Source organism: Bhargavaea cecembensis (genome assembly GCF_000826125.2).
Lineage (GTDB): Bacteria > Bacillota > Bacilli > Bacillales_A > Planococcaceae > Bhargavaea > Bhargavaea cecembensis_B.
Genome location: NZ_LN651373.1, coordinates 1,288,288 through 1,307,221, shown reverse-complemented (window position 1 = coordinate 1,307,221; position 18,934 = coordinate 1,288,288). Strand labels below are relative to the sequence as shown.

Here is an 18,934-nt window from a genome sequence, read left to right as displayed (position 1 = left end):
AAGCGGACTGCGTCACAAATTCATATTTATATTATGTTAACCAACGCATCCCCAAAAACCGGACAGCCGCATTCAGCTGTCCGGTTTCCCTTTGCATTTACATCACTGTCGCTTCCGGTTCCTGCCTCAGAACTGCGGCAATCCGGTTGCCTTCTTCCATGATGGCGACGGTCGGCTGGTGGGTTTCCGCTTCCCGGGCGTCGACGTACACGTAGCTGAGGATGATGACGATGTCTCCGGGCTGGACGAGCCGGGCGGCGGCGCCGTTCACGCAGATGACGCCGCTTCCCCGCTCGCCCTCAATGATGTAGGTCTCGAACCGGGCGCCGTTGTTGTTGTTGACGATCTGGACTTTTTCGTTGGCGGTCATGCCGACGGCGTCGAGCAGATCACGGTCGATCGTGATGCTGCCAACGTAGTTCAGGTTCGCCTCGGTGACGGTGGCGCGGTGGATTTTTCCGTTCAGCATCACTTTGAACATGCTGCGGCCTCCTTGACCGGGATGAGCACATTGTCGATGAGCCGAACGCTGCCGAACCGGACGGCCGCGGCGATGATCACTTCCCGGGATTCTTTCGTTGCAGGCTGGAGAGACGGATATTCGAGAAGCTCGGCGTAGTCGAGCGCGGCACCCGGAATCTCGCCGAGGCGACGGCGTACTTCCTGCAGTGCCCGCTCCCGTTCGCCGTTTTTGCGGAAGATCTGTTCCCCTTCCGCGAGGGCCTGCCGGATGGCCGGTGCCGCTTTTCGTTCTTCCGCATCCAGACAGACATTCCGGGAGCTTTTGGCGAGTCCGTCTTCTTCCCGGACGGTCGGAATCCGCCTGATTTCAACCGGAAAATTGAAGTCCCTGACGAAAGTCTCGATCAGCGCGAGCTGCTGGGCGTCTTTTTCGCCGAAGTAGGCACGGTCGGGAGAAGCGATATGGAAGAGCTTCGTGATCACTTTCAGCACGCCGTCAAAGTGGCCCGGCCTGCTTGCGCCGCAGAGCACATCGGCCTGCGGTCCCGGCAGGATGCGGATGCCGCCGTCGGTCGGATACATATCCGCGGGCTCGGGATGGAACAGGATGTCGACGCCGGCTTCTTCTGCAAGTGCCGCATCCCGCTCAAGGTCCCGCGGGTACGTCTCAAAGTCCTCGCCCGGGCCAAACTGGGCGGGATTGACGAAGATGCTCATGATGACGACATCGTTCTCACCGCGTGCCGCCTCGGCGAGCGCGAGGTGGCCTTCATGCAGATAGCCCATCGTCGGAACCAACCCGATCGACTTGCCCTGTCCCCGCAGCTGCGCTGCCAGACGGGTCATTTCATCAACGGTCTCAATATGTCTCAACTTTGCCACCCCCGTAGAGTTTGCCCGCTTCTTCCTCTTTCATCGTGAATTGGTGCTCATCCGCGGGGAAGGTTCCTTCGCGGACCGCCGCTGCGTAGGAAGAGATGCCGGCCGCCGCTTCCGTGCCCGCATCCGCAAACCGGCGGACGAATTTCGGCACGTGATGGGAACCGTATCCGGCCAGATCATGGAAGACAAGCACCTGGCCGTCCGTCCCGGCGCCGGCACCGATGCCGATGACGGGGATGCGGACCGTTTCGCTCACCCGCTCCGCAAGCTGGTAAGGGATGCATTCGAGAACGAGCATGCAGGCGCCGGCGGCTTCGACTTCGAGCGCTTCTTCAAGCAGCCGGTTTGCGGCTTCGGCCGATTTCCCCTGGACTTTGTATCCGCCGATCACACCGGCGGACTGGGGAAGCAGGCCAAGATGCGCGACGACCGGAATCCCGGCCGAGACGAGCGTCCGGATTGCGTCGTTCACCCGTCCGGCCCCTTCGAGCTTCAGCGCATCGGCTCCGGTTTCCCGGAAAATGCCCACAGCCGTCTCAAGCGTGCGGTCGGTGCTTCCGTGATAAGTGCCGAACGGCATGTCGACCGTCACGAACGTGTCGCCCGCTCCCCGCCGGACGGCCTTTCCGTGATGGATCATGTCTTCGGCCGTGACGGGCACCGTCGAATCGTAGCCGAGCACGACCATGCCGAGCGAGTCCCCGACGAGCAGGATGTCCAGGCCGGCCTCCTCGGCCATCCGGGCGGTCGGGTAATCATAGGCGGTCATCATGACGATCTTCTCGCCGTTTTTCTTCATCTTCAGGAAGTCTGCGGTTGTTTTCATCTTCTTCTTCTCCTTTCGGGAGAAAACCAAAAGCCCTCCTGCCAAAAAAAAGGCAGAAGGGCTGTGTCATCCATTCCGGTCTTCTCCGTCCCTGTCATTTTCGGATCAAGGCGGGCAAAAAAATTTCCGGTTTCCGGTGATCAGCTGTTTCAGGTGCAGTTCAGTTATGATACCGCCCTTCTCCGCCTTCAATATAGCAGAGTCGGACGAACGTTTGCAATCTTCAATTCTGAAGTTCGATGTCGGCTGAATAAATTCCGCGGATTTGCCCGTCATCGAGCCGGACCTCGAGCACGCCGTCGTCCGTAATGCCGATGGCCGTCCCGTAGACCGTTTCCCGGACCATGACCGCCTTCACACGCCGGCCGATCGTCACGGCGCGCTCTTCCCACATCCGGCGGATTTCGGAAAAGCCTTCAGTCAGGTAAAGATCGGACAGCCGGCCGAGATGGCGGAGCACCGAGGCTGCGAGGCGGGCCCGGCTGATCTCCCTGCCGGCATGGATCCGGACGGAAGTCGCAATGTCCTTCAGTTCTTCCGGGAAGTCCCCGGGCTCCTGGTTGACGTTGATGCCGATCCCGATGATGATCGCCTGGACGCGATCAGGGTCCGCCTGCAGTTCCGTCAGGATGCCGGTCACTTTCCGGTTGCCGATGAGCAGGTCATTCGGCCATTTGATCAGAGCTTCCACGCCCGCCTCTTCACGGATTGCATTCGAGACGGCGACCGCCGCGATGAGCGTGAACTGGGGTGCCCGGTGCGGCGGGATGTCGGGCTTCAGGATGACGCTCATCCAGATTCCCTTGCCGGCGGCCGAATCCCACGGGCGGGCGAGGCGGCCTTTGCCGGACGTCTGTTCATCCGCGATGACGACCGTGCCGTGCGGGGCCTCTTCCTGCGCTTCCTTGTGGGCGATCGGCATCGTCGATTCCACGGTCGGGAAATGGAGGATGCGGCTCACGAACCGGTCATCCCCGAGATGGCTCCTCAGGAGTTCCGGAGAGACGATGTCCGGCACGCCCTCCAGGACGTAGCCTTTCTTTCGCACCGGGCGGATTGTGTAGCCTTCTTCCTCCAGCTCCTTGATCCATTTCCATACCGCCGTCCTTGAGACGCCCGCTTCGTCGGCGAGGGCCTGGCCGGACAACGGCTCCCCGCCCGCACCGAGCAGCCGGGCAAGCAGGCTTTCCTTATCCTTCACTTTCGATTCCATTCATGAACCATCCTTTGATGTCGTCACGGTGATTCGGAATCTTTTCCGTGACGACCGCTTCCTCTATTTTTCCGAGCCATTCTTTGATCCAAGGGCCGCCTTTTCGGCCGGTCCAGCCGATCAGCTCATTGCCGGTCACTTCCAGTTCCCGCATCGAGCCGATCGGCAGGCGGGCTTTCAGCCGGTCGATCTCATCCGGATTTGCAGGCGGAGCCTGTCCCGTCAGCCAGGCAAAATGCCACCCGGCCTTCAGCGCCTCCGCCGGCAGCCGGTAAATGTCCATTTGCCGGTACGGGCGGGCGGACCTGATTTCATAGGCCTGCCGGATGAGCCGTAGGGACAATTTTTCTGCGTTTGACAGCTTGTACGGATTGCCTTCCGGGCTTCCGGCAAGGAGCGACAGAAGCGCCCAGCCGTCAACGGGACGCTCCGGCTTCCCGAACCGCTCCCAGACAGGGAGGTTCTGCATGAGGCGTTCCGGCTCCATGAGCGGAAGCCAGTGCGCGAGCCCCGTTTGGGCGAGCAGCCGGACCGCGAGTGCCGCCCGGCCGCTCACCCACACTTTGTCGAGCTCCATCTTCACGCGCTCCACCGAAACGGCCCGGATGCTTTTTGCATGGCGGCCGATCGCGGCATATGTCCCTTCTTCGATCCGGAAGCCCGTCCTTGCGGCGAAGCGGACCGCCCGGAGCATGCGGAGCGCATCTTCGCCGAACCGCTCGTCCGGGTCTCCGACCGCCCGGATGATCCCGTCCCGGATATCCTGCCGGCCGCCGAACGGATCGTCATATGAGCCGTCGTCCCGGAGCGCGATCGCATTCATCGTGAAGTCCCGCCGCCTCAGGTCTTCCTTCAGCGACTGGACATATTCGACGCTGTCCGGCCGGCGGTGGTCGGTATAGGTCCCTTCCGTCCGGAACGTTGTCACCTCGACCGGCGCATCCGGATGGATGACGAGGACCGTCCCGTGGGTGATCCCGACGTCCGCGGTTTTCGGGAACACCGACTTCACCTGTTCGGGCAGCGCGGACGTGGCGACGTCGACATCGTCCGCCGGCAGTCCCATGAAGCGGTCACGGACGGCGCCGCCGACGATGACCGCTTCGAATCCGGCCTCCCGGAGCGTTCCCACGATGCTGAATGCCGCTTCCCAGATCTTGGCCGTCAAACCGGCTTCTCCCCGAGCGCCTCGAAATAAAGGGACTCGTACTGCTTGACGATTTCTTCCGCGCTGAACCGCTCCCGGACCGACCGGATGGCGTCTTTGGAGAACCTTGACGCAAGCTCCGGATTTTTCAGTACGGCGAGCGCCGCTTCTGCGAATCCTTCAATATCTCCGAGCGGGCGGATGAATCCGTTCTCCCCGTCGGTGATCACTTCCGGGATGCCCCCGATGTCCGAACCGACGCACGGCACGCCGCAGGCCATCGCCTCGATGAGGACGAGTCCGAACGCTTCCTTCTCCGACAGCAGCAAGTTCAGGTCGCAGATCGAGAACAGGTCGGGCAGGTCGTCGCGTTTTCCAAGGAACAGCACTTCCGTTCCGACGCCGATTTCGGTCGCCAGTGCATGCACGTCCGCCATCTCCGGACCTTCTCCGACAAGCAGCAGCTTGGACGGGATTTCCCGGTTCACGATGGCGAAGCTCCGGATCACGTCCTCGATCCGCTTCACCTTGCGGAAATTCGAGACGTGGATCAGGATTTTGTCTTCTTCCGGGATGCCGAGCGCCGCTTTCATATGATGGGCATCGACCGGCCGGTATTGCCGATCATCGACGAAGTTGTAGACCGTCCGGATTTCCTTCGCCGGCTTGATCAAGTCATATGTGTCCTGCTTGAGCGAATCCGATACCGCCGTCGTCAGGTCGGATTTATTGATCCCGTACTTCACGGTGCCGCGGAGTGTCGGGTCGTGACCGAGAACGGTGACGTCCGTCCCGTGCAGCGTCGTGACGACCGCGATGTCGGACTCCGCCATGTCCTTCGCGAGCGCGGCGCACACCGCGTGCGGCACGGCGTAATGGGCATGGAGGACGTCCAGCTGCTCATCGATGATCACTTCCGAGATCTTGTTCGCAAGCGCGATGTCATACGGCGTGAACTTGAACACCGCGTAATGTCCGACTTCCACTTCATGCACCGTGATGTTCGGCTGATCCATGTAAAGCCGGAACGGCCGGCCCGACGTGATGAAATGAACTTCGTGGCCGCGCTCGGCCAGCAAAATGCCGAGCTCCGTCGCAACGACGCCGGAGCCGCCGAGGGACGGATAGCAAGTGATGCCGATCTTCAGCTTCCTCACTCGGCCTCCCCTCCGGTGGCCCGTTTCAGCTCGCGCCAATCAAGATAGTCTTCCGACAGTCCGCGCAGAAGCACTTCCGCGGTGCCCATGTTCGTCGCCAGCGGGACCATGTACACGTCCGACAGGCGGAGAAGCGCCGACACGTCCGGTTCATGCGGCTGGGCGGTGAGCGGATCCCGGAAGAAAATGACGAGGTCCAGCTTGTTCTGGGCGATCATGGCGCCGATCTGTTGGTCGCCGCCGAGCGGCCCGGACTGGAACCGGTGGACGTCCAGCCCGGTCGCCTCCGCCACCCGCAGTCCCGTCGTCCCGGTCGCGAACAGGGTGTGTTCCTTGAATATGGGAAGATAGGCGATGACAAATTCGATCAGATCATCTTTCTTTTTATCATGTGCGATCAATGCGATGTTCAATGGGATCCCTCCGTTTCACCCGATGATCTTGTCAAGTCCGCTGATGAGCCCTGTTCTGTTCATGACTTCGCGGACCGCCAGCTTGATCCCGGTCATGTATGATTGCCTGCTGAACGAATCATGCCGGATCGTGAGCAGCTGGCCGTCCCCTCCGAACAGGACTTCCTGATGAGACAGGAGGCCGGGCAGCCGGATGCTGTGGACCGGAATGCCGGCAACCCGGTTTCCGTGACCGGAATTTTCGTCTTCTTCGCCGGCTGCCGGCTTTCCGGCGGCTCCGGTGGACTCCGCCATCATCCGGGCGGTGAGTTCGGCCGTCCCAGAAGGCGCGTCTTTCTTGCCGTCATGGTGCAGCTCGATGATCTCCGCCTCCGGCATGAGCTTGGCGGCCATCGCGGAAAACTTCATCATGAGCGCCGCGCCGACCGAAAAATTCGGCGCCAGGATGCAGCCGATCTGCTTTTCCCGGCAAAGCTCCGTGAGAAGGCTGATCTGCTGGGCGGTCAGCCCGCTCGTCCCGACGACCGGACGGATCCCCTCCTGGATGGCATCCCGCGTGTTCCGGAAAACCGATTCATGGGTCGTCAGCTCGACAAGGACGTCCGGCTTGGATTCTTCGGCAAGCGTCGCCATGTCCGTAAAGATCGGCACCTTCCCGCCGAGCGTCGCCGAATGCTCGGCCATCTTCCGGTCAAGCACCCCGACCAACAGCATATCGCGTTCTGTGACAAGCGTCTCCACCGCCATTGCGCCCATCCGGCCGCGCGGGCCGGCCACCGCCACTCGGATCATCTTTATTCCTCCCCGATTTTAGTCCATCTGTCCCGGTCGCGGGTCCTGAACTTCTCCAGAACCGTCCCGAGCGCCCGGTCCATCTCAATCCCGTTCGAATTCGCAAAGCAGATCAGGACGAAAAACAGATCGCCCAATTCCTCCTCAAGCGACTTCTCCGCCTCGTCCGATTTCTTCTTTTTCATTCCATGGACATGCTGCACTTCCCTCGCCAGCTCACCGAGTTCCTCCGTCAGCCGGGCCAGCAGCTCCATCGGCGGAAAATACCCCTCTTTAAACTGGGATATGTATCGATCCACCTCTTGTTGCATGTCCTTCATCGTCCGCTCATTTTCCAACTTTCCTCAACTCCTCTCTTCATGGTATATAAATCTTCATCCTATTGTCAAAACTAATCGGATAAAGGATACTAAGGTAAGGCGGAGCGGGCCGTTCAGACCCGACAGGCGCAAGACAGTCAGCGCAGCGAGGCCTGCATCGCGGAGCTGAATGACCTATGACAAGGTACGCACTCGGGTTCAAATGCGGCTTACTCAAACTCAAATGCGGCTCACTCGCCTGCCAAAGCGGCTCACTCAAGCGCAAATGCGGCTTACTCGCGCCCAATTGCGGCTCACTCACGCAGCCCGTTATCTATCAACCCAGAAAGGATGATGCCGATGTTCCAGGGGATCAAGCTAAAAAACATCATGATGATCCTGGTCGGAGCGGCGATCTTCAGCTTCGGCCTCGTGCATTTCAATATCCAGAATGAGCTGGCCGAAGGCGGGTTCACCGGACTGACCCTCATCCTTCTGTTCGTCTTTAATCTGGACCCGGCGGTCATGAACCTGGTCCTCAACATCCCGATGTTCTTCATCGGCTGGAAGCTGCTTGGCCGGAAGCCGTTTGTCTACACGGTCATCGGGACGGTGGCGGTTTCGATTTTCCTGAAAGTGTTCACGATCTATCAATTCGAAGTGGGCCTGCAGAATGACATGTTCCTCGTCGCCCTGTTTGCCGGGATTTTCATCGGGATCGGTCTCGGGATCATCTTCCGGTATGGCGGAACGACGGGCGGCGTCGACATCATTGCACGGCTTGCGAATAAATACGCCGGCTGGAGCATGGGCCGGACGATGTTCATGTTTGATGCCGGCGTCATCCTCCTTTCCTGGGCGACGTACCTTACGACACCGCGCATGATGTACACGCTTGTTGCCGTCTTCCTCGGCGCTCGGGTCATCGATTTTGTCCAGGAAGGGGCTTATTCCGGTCGCGGGGCCTGGATCATCTCGGAATGGCAGGATGAGATTGCCGAGCGGATCACAGAGGAAATGGACCGCGGCGTCACTGTCCTGAAAGGCTACGGACATTATACAAAGTCGCCGCGCGAAGTCATTTACTGCGTCGTCGGGAAAAATGAGATCGTCAAGCTGAAAAACATCATTAATTCGATCGACCCCCATGCATTCGTTTCCGTCACCGACGTGAAAGATGTCATGGGCGAAGGCTTCACACTCGATGAAGAAAAACGCCCGATTGAATAAATCTGGCCAAGGGCTGCCACAGGCATCGGTCCCCGATGCTTGGAGGCGGGCCCTTTTTTATTGTTTCTATATGGGACTGATATGAAATATGGAGCCCCGATTTACAATATGGAACGCCGATTTGAAATATAGAGTCCCAATTTACAATATGGACTGCCGATTTGAAATATAGAGTCCCAATTTACAATATGGATCGCCGATTTGAAATATGGAGCCCCGATTTACAATATGGACCGGCGATTTAAAATATGGAGTCCCGATTTACAATATGGACCGGCGATTTAAAATATGGAGCCCTGATTTACAATATGGACCGCCGATTTGAAATATGGAGCCCTGATTTACAATATGGAACGGCGATTTGAAATATGGAGTCCCAATTTACAATATGGAACGGCGATTTGAAATATAGAGTCCCGATTTACAATATGGGCCGCCGATTTGAAATATGGACCGTCGATTAAGCAGACCGGAAACTTTCCGCGACCGCTTCGCTCATTCTCGCGGCCGCTTTCTCAAGCCGCTCGGTCCCCGTTGGCTTCACCCACACAACAAAAAAACAGGGAAGGAAACCAAATCGGGTTTCCTTCCCTGTTCGTCATTCTATTCCCTGTTCGTGAAGATGAGCAGGAGGCGGACCAGTTCGAGGACGGCGACAGCGGCTGCAGCGACGTATGTGAGGGCTGCGGCGCTGAGGACTTTCTTCGCGGCCGGCTCTTCTTCGTTGCGGATGATGCCGAGCTCGACAATCTGGTTCATCGCCCGGCTGGAGGCATTGAATTCGACAGGCAGTGTGACGACCTGGAACAGGACGCCGACGGCCATGAGGGCGATGCCGATGCCGAGGAGCGAGTTCAAGCTGGAGAAGAACAGGCCGCCCATGATGAAGATCCACGAGGCATTCGATGTGATGTTCGCGACCGGTGCAAGGCGGTGGCGGAAACGGAGGAATGCGTAGTCATGGGCATCCTGGATGGCATGGCCGACTTCGTGGGCCGCGACTGCCGTTCCGGCGACCGACGGCTTCCGGTAGTTGTCCGTGGACAGGGCAACGGTTTTCGTGATCGGATTGTAGTGATCGGACAGGACGCCGGGTGTCTCGACGACTTTGACGTCCTGGAGGCCGTTCTTGTCGAGGATGAGCCGGGCCACTTCGGCACCGGTCATTCCTGAGGTGGAACGGACCCGTGAATATTTGCTGTAGGCACTTTTAACTTTGGATTGCGCGTAAATCGGAAGCGCAATGATGATCAGCAGGTAGATCAGGAACATTCTGCATCCTCCCTTATTCTATCTACTTCTATTTTACCGGCTTGCCTGCTCTTCCGCCAATAAAACGGTCCGGCGGCGCCATGAGAAAACGGCGAGCCCGATGCAGGCGACCGTCAGCCAGAATGTAAAGTAGCCGATGACGTTCATATGCTGCATCAGGTCCCCGTAGACGGGCATCTGGCCGAACACATAGTCGATGACCACGTCGTGCATCGTCCAGATTGAGGCCGCGGCGATGTGCCAGAGCCCGAACCGGTAGTTCCCCATGTACAGAACCGCCTGGACGGCCATCGCAAAATGGGAGACGACGAGCATCCATCCGAGCGGGCCGATGGGGCCAGTCTCGATGAGTGTCCAGATATTCATGACGACTGCCCAGAGGCCGTATTTGACGAGCGTGATGAGGGCAAGCGCCTCCGCCAGCTTCCAGTGGCGGCCGAGGATCCAGCCGAGCACGGCAATCGTGAAAAAGAGACTGGCGGTCGGGCTGTCGGGCACGAACGGAAGGAAGATCGGCTCGGTCTGCCTCAGCTGCCCTTCGTACCATATGTAACCGTAGATCGTGCCGGCCAGGTTGATGAGAAACAGCAGAATGAGGAACTTCCGGTCATTCAGGGCCGCCCGAACAAAACTGATGGTCTGATTCATACAACATCCTCCGGGTATGAAAAAAGAGCCAGATTCCCTGGCTCTTTTTTTCATTATTCCTGACTCGTGACGCCTGAGATGAACTCAGCCAGCTGCTCAAGTTCTTCATCCGTTCCCTGGAAAGCGTTCGGCGGCATGAGCTGCTCGCCGTCTTTGGCAATCCCGTTCACTGCGATGTCTGCAACTTCTTCGGCTGTATGTCCGGTTCCGACGAGCGGAGCCCCTGCAGGAGTTCCCTCGAAGTTTTCACCGTGACAAGTGACACAAGACTGGTTCATATAAATTTCGTAACCCGGATCGGACGTATCAAATTCCGCTTCCTCCACAATCTCACCTTGAGCTTTTGCTGCATCCCAGTCGTGGTTGACGACGGATTCCCAAGTAAGGTAAATCATCGAAAGCACGGCAAGCAGCATGAAAGCTGTCGGGAGCGGGCGCTTGATCGGACGGCGTTCCTTGGTCGTGTCCATGAACGGAACGAGCATGAGTGCACCGATGGCAAGGCCCGGAATGACGATTGCACCGACAACGTTGAACGGGCCGGAAGCAAACTCGTATTTCAGAAGCTGGTACATGAACAGGAAGTACCAGTCAGGCAGCGGAATATATCCTGTATCGGTCGGATCGGCCTGCCGCTCAAGCGGCGATGGATGGGCGACCGTCAGGATCAGGTAACCGACGAGGAAGATGGCACCGATCATCCATTCCTTCAGAAGGAAGTTCGGCCAGAATGCCTCCGTTTTGCCTGGGTACTCCGAATAGTCTTTCGGGATCCGGTTCTTCTCGTACGTACGAATACGGGAGTCACCAACGAATTTCATCCCTTTTCCGCGATGCATAGTGTCCCCTCCTCTTTTTGGACGTTAGTTGTCCGTTATTCTTACAACGGACCGGAAATACCTTGTCTCCGGATCATGATGAAGTGCGCCGCGAGCAATGCAAGCAATGCGGCAGGCAGGAAGAACACATGGATCGCGAAGAAACGTGTAAGTGTCTGGGCACCGAGGATGGTTGAGTCTCCGGCAAGGAGGACCTTGATCCAATCCCCGATAAACGGCACGGAAGCTGCGATCTCGATACCGACCTTCGTGGCGAAGAGGGCTTTCATATCCCAAGGGAGAAGGTAGCCCGTGAAGCCGAGGCCGAGCATCGTGACGAAAATCAGCACGCCGACGATCCAGTTCAGTTCACGCGGTTTCTTGTAGGAGCCCGTGAAGAATACCCGAAGAGTATGTAGGAACATCATGACGATGACGAGAGATGCCCCCCAGTGGTGCATGCCGCGCACGATCTCGCCGAATGCCACCTCGTTTTGGAGGTAGTAGACGGATCTCCAAGCATTTTCAATGTCCGGTGTGTAGTACATCGTGAGGAACATCCCGGACAGGATCTGGATGACGGTGACGAAGAACGTCAGTCCGCCGAAGCAGTAGATGAATGCGGAAAAATGATGCGCAGGGTTTACGTGCTCAGGTACTTCATGGTCGGCGATGTCGCGCCAGATCGGCGTGATGTCGAGCCGCTCGTCCACCCAATCGTAGATTCTGTTCAGCACGGTTGTCTGACCCCCTAACTAATTAGACTAGTGTGTTCGGTTTCGCGGCTCCGAGATAAAGCAGGCCGTCTTTTTCCATGGATTCGAACTCGTCGAGCGGGCCTGTCGGAGGTGTCCCCGGCACGTTTTTCCCGTTCTTTTCGTAGCGCCCACCATGGCACGGGCAGTAGAACTGGTGCGGGTGATCCTTGTCGGATGCCCAGTTAACCGTGCAGCCGAGGTGTTTGCACACCGGAGAAAGCGCGACGACTTTGTCGCCTTCCTTGTAAACCCATGCGGTACCTGTCACTTCGGACTCGTACCAGCCGTCCACTTGGTCATAAGTGAAGTCCACGCGGATCGGCTCTTCTGTCAGCTCGCTCACCTTTTGGCTGGTCGGGATGAAATCCCCGGCAGCGCCGGCTTCGAGAACAGGGTCCACTGCAAAGCGGATCATCGGCATGAGCATGCCGGAAGCCATGAATCCGCCGACGCCCAATAACGTATAGTTAAGAAATTGACGTCGTGAAACTCGTGATTTGCTCATCATGTTCCCCCCTCTTACTAAAAGGTCAGTCCAACGGACAATCTTTTACTGAATAGCATAGCTAGGACATATCTATGATAGCTCAATCATACCCGGAATTCAACAAAGCATTTACCGCGGACGCCACTTTGTGAACTTTTTATGTCGCATCATTGGCCTGTCCACTTTGCGGTCAGCAACGGGATGATCTGGCGCACCTGGTCTTCGAGGACGGACTGCTTCAATTTCTTGTCCATATGCTCGATTGGAATCGATGGAATCCAGATGGCCTCTTCGATGATTGCATCCCGCGTCCACGCGGGGTCCGTCGTGAGAAAGAACACATGCTTGAAGGGCATGTCCCCGAGAGATTCCCGCCACTCAGCGGCCAGTCGGGACTTGTCGCCCTTCTCCACGTAGCTGAACGGGGGCAGGAGCATGATCCTGCCCTTGAATTGATGTTCCAGGAAGACGGTCAGGTTCATGAGGAACTCCGCCGAAGAAGCGCTCTGCTTCATGTCCTGCTCCGTACTTCCGATTGCGACGAGCGGGACGAGTGCGGTATCGATATAGTCGGTCTGCTGCAAATACAGATCCATGTCTTTTGCGGTCCAGTTCATAATAAATTCCCCCTTCTATAGAAAAAAGACCTCATCTCCCGGATGAAGTCATGGATTACCCACTTCCTTGATCGACTGGAGTGTCTTGGACAGAGAGAAAAATTTCTCTTTGTCATTGCGGTCCAGCGCTTCGTCGATCTCCCGGAGCAGCTGATCCTCCCGGAAAGCGAGCACGCTGTCCTCAAGAAGCCGTTCAGCTTCTTTTCTGTCCTTCTCGCTGATTCTGATATACTCCGGAACAAACGGATTGTCTTCGAGGACTGCGGCATATTCCGGACAGGAATGCCGCCCCGGGAAGTTCAGCTGAAGAAACATGTTTTCCTCGGGATGGAGACGAAGATCGTGGAAGGACTTTTCCGCATCCGCGGTCATCAAGTTCCCCTTGTAGAAGCGGAACGGGATGCCGTCCGAATCAGTCGTCGACATCACCATGGCCCTCGGGCAATAGTGGGCCTCATCAACAAAGCGGACGTTCTTCAGCAGTTTGTCGTGGCTCAGGAGATAGTTCAGGATCCAAACGCATTCCCGACGTTTCAGCTGATGGTTTTTCAAGAACCACCTGACAAACTCTTTCTTTTCGGCGACCGGGACTGACGCTGCCACAAAATCCCCTCCTTTCACATGTCGTTCTCGAGAAATGATGTCCATCTCGGATCATCGGGAACCAGAACGGCAAGTCTTTGTATCACTTCGATGGCTTCCTCCCGTTTTCCTTCATCGAGGAGGAAAAGGGCGAACTTTTCCAGGAACTGCGGGTCTTCCTTAAACTCATGATATGCAAGTCGGTAAAATTCATATGCGTTCGGATAATCTTCTTCGCGCTCGTAGGCGTAGGCGGCGAACGGATAAAGGCCGGACCAGTCCGTCCCTTCTTTGCGGAGCTCCCCGATCATCGCAATTGTCTCGGCGTCCCGTTCGTTCTGATCATAGAGCGAGAGCAGCGCATGGATGGCCTCCATGTATTCGGGGTCAAGGGCGATCGCTTCCCTGAGGTGCTCTTCCGCTTCACCCGGCCGGCCGGTCTTCAGGGCGAGCTTGCCCGCGGCGAGGTACAGCTCCTTGTCGTACTTGTCGCGCGTCAGGCCCTCGCCGAGCGTCCGGTAGGCGGCCTCGTCCTCCCCGGTCATCGTCTGCGCCTGGGCAAGGAGGGCATAGGCGGAGAAGTAGTCAGGGTCGATCTCCTTCAGCTCTCCGAGAACCTCGACCGCTTCTTTGTACAGGCCGCTCTGATACGCTGCGTAGGCATAGCCGAACAGCAGGTCCGGCGTCCGGGCATGCTCGAGGGACTCCCGGTAATACGGAAGCGCTTCTTCGTAAGCCGCGCCGGCTGCGTAGGCTTCGGCGATCCGGGAGGTCAGCCGGACGCCAGCGATTTCCTCGGCCGACTTCCGGATTTCCCCGTACAGCCTCGCCGCCTGCGAATACCTGCCCGAATCAAGCAGCAGTTCGGCCTTCGCGAACAGGATGGCCGGCTCGTCCGGCATGATGGCGGCCGCTTCCTCGACTTTGCGGAGCGCCGATTCGGCCATGCCGGCCATCTGGTAATAGTCCGCAAGAACGAGAAGCGCCTGCGTGTATTCCTCTTCATCCGGCCGGACGGAAGAGAGCAGGAGAAGGGCCTCGTCCTCTTCCCCGAGCTCCATGAGGACCTGCGCCCGGTCGATCTTCAGCTGGGCCTCATCCGGCATCAGCTTGAGCAGTCCGTCGTAAAGCAGGTCGGCCTCCTGCAGAAAACCGTATTCGCCCAAAAGCTCGGCCGCCATGTACCGGGTCTCCGCATCCGGCGACGCCTGGATGTCCAGGATCAGGGACTCGGCACCCGCCAGGTCCCCGTCCAGGATGCTTTGTTGCAGTTGTTCGATTTTCTCCATCAGTATTCACCCGTCCCGTCGTTTTTCATACTTCATGCTACAAGATGAGTCGGCCCTTCACAAGAAAAAAAGCCCCTTGGCAAGAGGCTTTCACACGGTTGCGCACGGACGCCGCCGGAGTTCCGGCGGTTGTCCGGTTTTTCATCCCCGGAGGGAGTCCAGATCTTCAAAAAATCCGGGGTAGGAANGGCAAGTCTTTGTATCACTTCGATGGCTTCCTCCCGTTTTCCTTCATCGAGGAGGAAAAGGGCGAACTTTTCCAGGAACTGCGGGTCTTCCTTAAACTCATGATATGCAAGTCGGTAAAATTCATATGCGTTCGGATAATCTTCTTCGCGCTCGTAGGCGTAGGCGGCGAACGGATAAAGGCCGGACCAGTCCGTCCCTTCTTTGCGGAGCTCCCCGATCATCGCAATTGTCTCGGCGTCCCGTTCGTTCTGATCATAGAGCGAGAGCAGCGCATGGATGGCCTCCATGTATTCGGGGTCAAGGGCGATCGCTTCCCTGAGGTGCTCTTCCGCTTCACCCGGCCGGCCGGTCTTCAGGGCGAGCTTGCCCGCGGCGAGGTACAGCTCCTTGTCGTACTTGTCGCGCGTCAGGCCCTCGCCGAGCGTCCGGTAGGCGGCCTCGTCCTCCCCGGTCATCGTCTGCGCCTGGGCAAGGAGGGCATAGGCGGAGAAGTAGTCAGGGTCGATCTCCTTCAGCTCTCCGAGAACCTCGACCGCTTCTTTGTACAGGCCGCTCTGATACGCTGCGTAGGCATAGCCGAACAGCAGGTCCGGCGTCCGGGCATGCTCGAGGGACTCCCGGTAATACGGAAGCGCTTCTTCGTAAGCCGCGCCGGCTGCGTAGGCTTCGGCGATCCGGGAGGTCAGCCGGACGCCAGCGATTTCCTCGGCCGACTTCCGGATTTCCCCGTACAGCCTCGCCGCCTGCGAATACCTGCCCGAATCAAGCAGCAGTTCGGCCTTCGCGAACAGGATGGCCGGCTCGTCCGGCATGATGGCGGCCGCTTCCTCGACTTTGCGGAGCGCCGATTCGGCCATGCCGGCCATCTGGTAATAGTCCGCAAGAACGAGAAGCGCCTGCGTGTATTCCTCTTCATCCGGCCGGACGGAAGAGAGCAGGAGAAGGGCCTCGTCCTCTTCCCCGAGCTCCATGAGGACCTGCGCCCGGTCGATCTTCAGCTGGGCCTCATCCGGCATCAGCTTGAGCAGTCCGTCGTAAAGCAGGTCGGCCTCCTGCAGAAAACCGTATTCGCCCAAAAGCTCGGCCGCCATGTACCGGGTCTCCGCATCCGGCGACGCCTGGATGTCCAGGATCAGGGACTCGGCACCCGCCAGGTCCCCGTCCAGGATGCTTTGTTGCAGTTGTTCGATTTTCTCCATCAGTATTCACCCGTCCCGTCGTTTTTCATACTTCATGCTACAAGATGAGTCGGCCCTTCACAAGAAAAAAAGCCCCTTGGCAAGAGGCTTTCACACGGTTGCGCACGGACGCCGCCGGAGTTCCGGCGGTTGTCCGGTTTTTCATCCCCGGAGGGAGTCCAGATCTTCAAAAAATCCGGGGTAGGAAATTCCGATGCAATCCGGGTCTTCCAGAGTGACCGGACCGTCCGTGATGAGCGCGGCGACCGCCGCCATCATGCCGATCCGATGGTCGCCGCGGGAGTCGACGCTGCCGCCGCGGAGCTTCACCGGCCCCCGGATGATCATGCCGTCCGGCGCCGGTTCGATGTCGGCGCCGAGCTTGCCCAGCTCCTCCGCCACCGCGGCGATCCGGTCCGTCTCCTTCACGCGCAGTTCTTCCGCATCCCGGATCACCGTCGTCCCCTCGGCCTGCGTGGCGAGGAGCGCGATGACCGGGATCTCATCGATGAGGCGCGGGATGAGCGCACCGGAAATCTCGGTTCCCCGAAGCGATGAATGACGCACTGTGACCGTGCCGCGCGGTTCGGAATCCGCCGATCCGCTTTCGTCCACTTCCATGTCGGCACCCATCGCCTCCAGTGCATCCAGCATCCCCGTCCGGGTCGGGTTCAGGCCGACGTTGCCGAGCTCCACCCGGCTTCCCGGAACGAGGGCCGCGGCAGCGAGGAAGAAGGCCGCCGATGAAATGTCTCCCGGCACATCGACGTGGACCGCCGACGGCTTCTGTCCGCCGGCGAGCCGGATGATCCCGTCTTCGCTTTCAATCCGGATGCCGAAGTTTTGCATCATCCGCTCGGTATGGTCGCGGGACACTTCCTTCTCCCGGACGACCGATTCCCCTTCCGCCCGGAGCGCGGCAAACAGAACCGCCGACTTCACCTGCGCGCTGGCGACCGGCATTTCATAGTCGATCGCCCGCAGCGGCCCGCCCTGCACCGACAGCGGCGTGAACCGCGCATCGTCACGGCCCCGGATGTCCGCTCCCATGAGCGCCAGCGGTCCGGTGACCCGCTTCATCGGCCGCTTCGCGATCGAGCTGTCCCCGGTGACGACGGAATGGACGCGCGAACCGGCGAGCACGCCGAGGATGAGCCGGGTCGTCGTGCCGGAATTTCCCGTGTAAAGGATTTCCGACGGCTCCTTCCACCCGTCGATTCCCGGGCTGTCGATGATGAGGTCCGTCCCTTCCCGATCAATGCGGACGCCGAGCGACCGGAAACAGTCGATTGTCCGCAGGCAGTCCTCGCCCGGCAGGAACCCGGATACGGTCGNCGCCGGAGTTCCGGCGGTTGTCCGGTTTTTCATCCCCGGAGGGAGTCCAGATCTTCAAAAAATCCGGGGTAGGAAATTCCGATGCAATCCGGGTCTTCCAGAGTGACCGGACCGTCCGTGATGAGCGCGGCGACCGCCGCCATCATGCCGATCCGATGGTCGCCGCGGGAGTCGACGCTGCCGCCGCGGAGCTTCACCGGCCCCCGGATGATCATGCCGTCCGGCGCCGGTTCGATGTCGGCGCCGAGCTTGCCCAGCTCCTCCGCCACCGCGGCGATCCGGTCCGTCTCCTTCACGCGCAGTTCTTCCGCATCCCGGATCACCGTCGTCCCCTCGGCCTGCGTGGCGAGGAGCGCGATGACCGGGATCTCATCGATGAGGCGCGGGATGAGCGCACCGGAAATCTCGGTTCCCCGAAGCGATGAATGACGCACTGTGACCGTGCCGCGCGGTTCGGAATCCGCCGATCCGCTTTCGTCCACTTCCATGTCGGCACCCATCGCCTCCAGTGCATCCAGCATCCCCGTCCGGGTCGGGTTCAGGCCGACGTTGCCGAGCTCCACCCGGCTTCCCGGAACGAGGGCCGCGGCAGCGAGGAAGAAGGCCGCCGATGAAATGTCTCCCGGCACATCGACGTGGACCGCCGACGGCTTCTGTCCGCCGGCGAGCCGGATGATCCCGTCTTCGCTTTCAATCCGGATGCCGAAGTTTTGCATCATCCGCTCGGTATGGTCGCGGGACACTTCCTTCTCCCGGACGACCGATTCCCCTTCCGCCCGGAGCGCGGCAAACAGAACCGCCGACTTCACCTGCGCGCTGGCGACCGGCATTTCATAGTCGATCGCCCGCAGCGGCCCGCCCTGCACCGACAGCGGCGTGAACCGCGCATCGTCACGGCCCCGGATGTCCGCTCCCATGAGCGCCAGCGGTCCGGTGACCCGCTTCATCGGCCGCTTCGCGATCGAGCTGTCCCCGGTGACGACGGAATGGACGCGCGAACCGGCGAGCACGCCGAGGATGAGCCGGGTCGTCGTGCCGGAATTTCCCGTGTAAAGGATTTCCGACGGCTCCTTCCACCCGTCGATTCCCGGGCTGTCGATGATGAGGTCCGTCCCTTCCCGATCAATGCGGACGCCGAGCGACCGGAAACAGTCGATTGTCCGCAGGCAGTCCTCGCCCGGCAGGAACCCGGATACGGTCGTGCGGCCTTCCGCCATGCTGCCGAACATCACCGAGCGGTGCGAGATCGACTTGTCCCCAGGAACGGCAAGGCTGCCTTTTAGCGCCGCTTCCCCGTAATCCAATGTCATCCGTTCCATCTTCCCATTCCCCCTGTCGCG

General features: G+C 59.2%; 20 protein-coding genes and 1 pseudogene. 1 reads left to right on the top strand and 20 read right to left on the bottom strand.

Annotation, left to right across the window (positions count from 1 at the left end; genetic code table 11):
• Positions 1 to 97: 97 nt before the first annotated feature.
• From panD to BN1189_RS11950, 9 genes are all read right to left on the bottom strand, one after another.
• Positions 98 to 481, bottom strand: a complete 384-nt coding sequence (gene panD, locus BN1189_RS11990) for an aspartate 1-decarboxylase (RefSeq protein WP_040228390.1) — start codon at positions 479 to 481, stop codon at positions 98 to 100.
• On the bottom strand, positions 469 to 1,335 hold the full coding sequence (gene panC / locus BN1189_RS11985) for a pantoate--beta-alanine ligase (protein ID WP_040228388.1): 867 nt from the start codon (positions 1,333 to 1,335) through the stop codon (positions 469 to 471). The genes panD and panC overlap by 13 nt, the downstream gene beginning before the upstream one ends.
• Positions 1,322 to 2,170 (bottom strand): 3-methyl-2-oxobutanoate hydroxymethyltransferase, encoded by an 849-nt coding sequence (panB, locus tag BN1189_RS11980; protein ID WP_040228410.1) that lies wholly within the window; start codon positions 2,168 to 2,170, stop codon positions 1,322 to 1,324. The genes panC and panB overlap by 14 nt, the downstream gene beginning before the upstream one ends.
• Positions 2,171 to 2,393: 223 nt before the next feature.
• Positions 2,394 to 3,383 (bottom strand): biotin--[acetyl-CoA-carboxylase] ligase, encoded by a 990-nt coding sequence (locus BN1189_RS11975; protein ID WP_040228385.1) that lies wholly within the window; start codon positions 3,381 to 3,383, stop codon positions 2,394 to 2,396.
• Positions 3,361 to 4,551: a CCA tRNA nucleotidyltransferase gene (locus tag BN1189_RS11970; protein ID WP_040228384.1), complete on the bottom strand. Its 1,191-nt coding sequence runs from the start codon at positions 4,549 to 4,551 to the stop codon at positions 3,361 to 3,363. The genes BN1189_RS11975 and BN1189_RS11970 overlap by 23 nt, the downstream gene beginning before the upstream one ends.
• The gene (bshA, locus tag BN1189_RS11965; protein WP_040228381.1) at positions 4,548 to 5,687 is read right to left on the bottom strand and encodes an N-acetyl-alpha-D-glucosaminyl L-malate synthase BshA; all 1,140 of its coding nucleotides are present in this window, start codon (positions 5,685 to 5,687) and stop codon (positions 4,548 to 4,550) included. The genes BN1189_RS11970 and bshA overlap by 4 nt, the downstream gene beginning before the upstream one ends.
• A complete protein-coding gene (gene mgsA / locus BN1189_RS11960; RefSeq protein WP_040228380.1) occupies positions 5,684 to 6,100 on the bottom strand; it encodes a methylglyoxal synthase in 417 nt (138 codons plus the stop codon). The genes bshA and mgsA overlap by 4 nt, the downstream gene beginning before the upstream one ends.
• Positions 6,101 to 6,115: 15 nt before the next feature.
• Positions 6,116 to 6,892 (bottom strand): 4-hydroxy-tetrahydrodipicolinate reductase, encoded by a 777-nt coding sequence (gene dapB, locus BN1189_RS11955; protein ID WP_040228377.1) that lies wholly within the window; start codon positions 6,890 to 6,892, stop codon positions 6,116 to 6,118.
• A 2-nt stretch (positions 6,893 to 6,894) separates the two neighbouring features.
• Entirely contained in the window at positions 6,895 to 7,230 is a 336-nt protein-coding gene (locus BN1189_RS11950; protein WP_040228374.1) for a nucleotide pyrophosphohydrolase, read from the bottom strand.
• Between the two features lie 321 nt (positions 7,231 to 7,551).
• On the opposite strand from BN1189_RS11950, the gene BN1189_RS11945 reads away from it, so the two are divergent.
• The gene (locus BN1189_RS11945; protein WP_040228373.1) at positions 7,552 to 8,421 is read left to right on the top strand and encodes a YitT family protein; all 870 of its coding nucleotides are present in this window, start codon (positions 7,552 to 7,554) and stop codon (positions 8,419 to 8,421) included.
• A gap of 603 nt (positions 8,422 to 9,024) precedes the next feature.
• Here BN1189_RS11945 and BN1189_RS11940 read toward each other — a convergent pair.
• The 11 genes and pseudogenes from BN1189_RS11940 to aroA (BN1189_RS11890) form a co-directional block, all read right to left on the bottom strand.
• On the bottom strand, positions 9,025 to 9,693 hold the full coding sequence (locus tag BN1189_RS11940; protein WP_040228371.1) for a zinc metallopeptidase: 669 nt from the start codon (positions 9,691 to 9,693) through the stop codon (positions 9,025 to 9,027).
• A gap of 33 nt (positions 9,694 to 9,726) precedes the next feature.
• On the bottom strand, positions 9,727 to 10,341 hold the full coding sequence (locus tag BN1189_RS11935; protein WP_040228370.1) for a DUF1405 domain-containing protein: 615 nt from the start codon (positions 10,339 to 10,341) through the stop codon (positions 9,727 to 9,729).
• Positions 10,342 to 10,394: 53 nt separating this feature from the next.
• Positions 10,395 to 11,180, bottom strand: a complete 786-nt coding sequence (locus BN1189_RS11930) for a menaquinol-cytochrome c reductase cytochrome b/c subunit (RefSeq protein WP_040228369.1) — start codon at positions 11,178 to 11,180, stop codon at positions 10,395 to 10,397.
• Positions 11,181 to 11,221: 41 nt separating this feature from the next.
• Entirely contained in the window at positions 11,222 to 11,896 is a 675-nt protein-coding gene (gene qcrB / locus BN1189_RS11925; protein WP_040228367.1) for a menaquinol-cytochrome c reductase cytochrome b subunit, read from the bottom strand.
• A gap of 22 nt (positions 11,897 to 11,918) precedes the next feature.
• Positions 11,919 to 12,422, bottom strand: coding sequence for a ubiquinol-cytochrome c reductase iron-sulfur subunit (locus BN1189_RS11920; RefSeq protein ID WP_040228409.1), 504 nt, complete (start codon positions 12,420 to 12,422; stop codon positions 11,919 to 11,921).
• Between the two features lie 149 nt (positions 12,423 to 12,571).
• Positions 12,572 to 13,021 (bottom strand): YpiF family protein, encoded by a 450-nt coding sequence (locus BN1189_RS11915; RefSeq protein ID WP_040228366.1) that lies wholly within the window; start codon positions 13,019 to 13,021, stop codon positions 12,572 to 12,574.
• A 48-nt stretch (positions 13,022 to 13,069) separates the two neighbouring features.
• Positions 13,070 to 13,624, bottom strand: coding sequence for a ReoY family proteolytic degradation factor (locus BN1189_RS11910; RefSeq protein ID WP_040228365.1), 555 nt, complete (start codon positions 13,622 to 13,624; stop codon positions 13,070 to 13,072).
• Positions 13,625 to 13,638: 14 nt separating this feature from the next.
• Entirely contained in the window at positions 13,639 to 14,892 is a 1,254-nt protein-coding gene (locus tag BN1189_RS11905) for a tetratricopeptide repeat protein (protein WP_040228363.1), read from the bottom strand.
• Between the two features lie 32 nt (positions 14,893 to 14,924).
• Positions 14,925 to 15,938, bottom strand: a complete 1,014-nt coding sequence (locus tag BN1189_RS11900; RefSeq protein WP_441296273.1) for a tetratricopeptide repeat protein — start codon at positions 15,936 to 15,938, stop codon at positions 14,925 to 14,927.
• A gap of 483 nt (positions 15,939 to 16,421) precedes the next feature.
• A pseudogene (gene aroA / locus BN1189_RS11895) lies at positions 16,422 to 17,591 on the bottom strand (3-phosphoshikimate 1-carboxyvinyltransferase); the annotation flags it as partial.
• 32 nt (positions 17,592 to 17,623) lie between these two features.
• On the bottom strand, positions 17,624 to 18,913 hold the full coding sequence (aroA, locus tag BN1189_RS11890) for a 3-phosphoshikimate 1-carboxyvinyltransferase (RefSeq protein ID WP_040228362.1): 1,290 nt from the start codon (positions 18,911 to 18,913) through the stop codon (positions 17,624 to 17,626).
• Positions 18,914 to 18,934 lie beyond the last annotated feature (21 nt).

Coding starts and splice junctions, on each gene's coding strand:
- BN1189_RS11930 (WP_040228369.1), bottom strand. CDS start 11,180: ATGCATCGCGGAAAAGGGATGAAATTCGTTGGTGACTCCCGTATTCGT.
- BN1189_RS11935 (WP_040228370.1), bottom strand. CDS start 10,341: ATGAATCAGACCATCAGTTTTGTTCGGGCGGCCCTGAATGACCGGAAG.
- BN1189_RS11940 (WP_040228371.1), bottom strand. CDS start 9,693: ATGTTCCTGATCTACCTGCTGATCATCATTGCGCTTCCGATTTACGCG.
- BN1189_RS11975 (WP_040228385.1), bottom strand. CDS start 3,383: ATGGAATCGAAAGTGAAGGATAAGGAAAGCCTGCTTGCCCGGCTGCTC.
- aroA (WP_040228362.1), bottom strand. CDS start 18,913: ATGGAACGGATGACATTGGATTACGGGGAAGCGGCGCTAAAAGGCAGC.
- panB (WP_040228410.1), bottom strand. CDS start 2,170: ATGAAAACAACCGCAGACTTCCTGAAGATGAAGAAAAACGGCGAGAAG.
- BN1189_RS11905 (WP_040228363.1), bottom strand. CDS start 14,892: ATGGAGAAAATCGAACAACTGCAACAAAGCATCCTGGACGGGGACCTG.
- BN1189_RS11945 (WP_040228373.1), top strand. CDS start 7,552: ATGTTCCAGGGGATCAAGCTAAAAAACATCATGATGATCCTGGTCGGA.
- BN1189_RS11920 (WP_040228409.1), bottom strand. CDS start 12,422: ATGAGCAAATCACGAGTTTCACGACGTCAATTTCTTAACTATACGTTA.
- panD (WP_040228390.1), bottom strand. CDS start 481: ATGTTCAAAGTGATGCTGAACGGAAAAATCCACCGCGCCACCGTCACC.
- BN1189_RS11915 (WP_040228366.1), bottom strand. CDS start 13,021: ATGAACTGGACCGCAAAAGACATGGATCTGTATTTGCAGCAGACCGAC.
- dapB (WP_040228377.1), bottom strand. CDS start 6,892: ATGATCCGAGTGGCGGTGGCCGGCCCGCGCGGCCGGATGGGCGCAATG.